This is a genomic window from Candidatus Megaera venefica (assembly GCF_034554655.1).
In the GTDB taxonomy this organism is placed as follows: Bacteria; Pseudomonadota; Alphaproteobacteria; order Rickettsiales; family Rickettsiaceae; genus Megaera_A; species Megaera_A venefica.
In genome coordinates this window covers 1-1,274 of sequence record NZ_JARJFB010000252.1, presented here as the reverse complement: position 1 = coordinate 1,274, position 1,274 = coordinate 1, and the positions used below count along the sequence as shown (strand labels likewise).

The following is a 1,274-nucleotide window of genomic DNA, read 5'->3' as shown; positions in this document are numbered from 1 at the left end:
ATGAGGATATTAATACCTTAACCAAGCTGCCATAGCTCCTGGATATGATCCTCCAATCGAAATCCTTAAATTAATTTTTAATCTTTCCTAATTAACTTCTAGGTCATTTAATTCAATATTATCCATATTTATATATATATTATTAATATATATATATAATATTAATATTCATTACAATTTCTTCATTATTCCATCCCACAGCAATATTCTTGATTGTATTGCCTATAAGGCAGCATTCTCTACTTCTTTCCATTTTTAGTGATCATCTTGACATAAGGAACAGATAAGTTATTCTGCCAATGGGCCATGCTCTCCAGAATCAATTTCCACATGTCTTTAGAGATATACTTGAAGCCAAGGATATTTCAGATTTCTCATGTTAAAGTTATCCAAAATTCTCTAAAACATCAAAGGAATTGGATCCTCTCTTCCAAAAAAGAAGGATGAGGCAATCTCATGAATTTTACCTTACTGACATAATTGAAGAGTATTGTCTAAGAAGATTTTGGTATTTTCACTCACACGATCTGATTTAATTTCATGCAAAGCAGTCTTATAGTCTTTCTTTGCTAAGGAATTTACAAAAGATTCAGCAACTTGAATGTCAGCTCCAACCTCCTCCATGGATTTAAGATACATCTCGTAATGAGACAGTGTAACTCCAAGCACATGATCACTTTCTTCAGCCACAACGATCTCATTGATGAAGCGAGATATATCTCCATTTCTTTTTGGGGTCCAAGGCAAATTTACACATGTGAGTTCCCTTTGTAGACCTTTCAAGAGGGTCATGAAGTCAAACACTGCGAACACGTGGTTTTCCATGAAAATTCTTACCTGTTAGTCCGACTTGATTGAATTATATATAGGGTGACTTAAAAGTTAATTTTACTGTGATTTTAGGTTAGCCTGTGTTTACTTTAGTAACTGGTTGGAACTGTATTATCGTAGGTGTATCATATAAGATAACTTCATGTTGGTTTATATCATATATCGGAAACACAAATTACTTAAATTATTCAAATAAATTGAAAAGAAATAAGGTTTTTATTTAAGAATTTATAATAAGGTAAATTATACATGGTTTATAATAATAAATCAATTTATTTCTGATAATTATAATCCTCTCACTAAGTCTCCTTATTGTAAATTCACATTTCCTCTACTTATTTCTAATTGATTTTGTAGGAGTGAACATAATTTGCCTTGGACCCCAAAAAGAAATGGAGATATAGCTCGCTTCATCAATGAGATCGTCGTGGCTGAAGAAAGTG

The 1,274-nt window shown here is 31.8% G+C and carries 1 protein-coding gene and 1 pseudogene; one reads left to right on the top strand and one right to left on the bottom strand.

Features of this window, described 5'->3' with window-relative positions; genetic code table 11:
• Positions 1–399: 399 nt before the first annotated feature.
• Positions 400–831, bottom strand: a pseudogene (locus tag Megvenef_RS09510) (DUF3050 domain-containing protein).
• Positions 832–1,201: 370 nt separating this feature from the next.
• On the opposite strand from Megvenef_RS09510, the gene Megvenef_RS10080 reads away from it, so the two are divergent.
• Positions 1,202–1,274: DUF3050 domain-containing protein (locus Megvenef_RS10080; RefSeq protein WP_410519779.1), on the top strand; the 73-nt coding region annotated here is incomplete at its 3' end.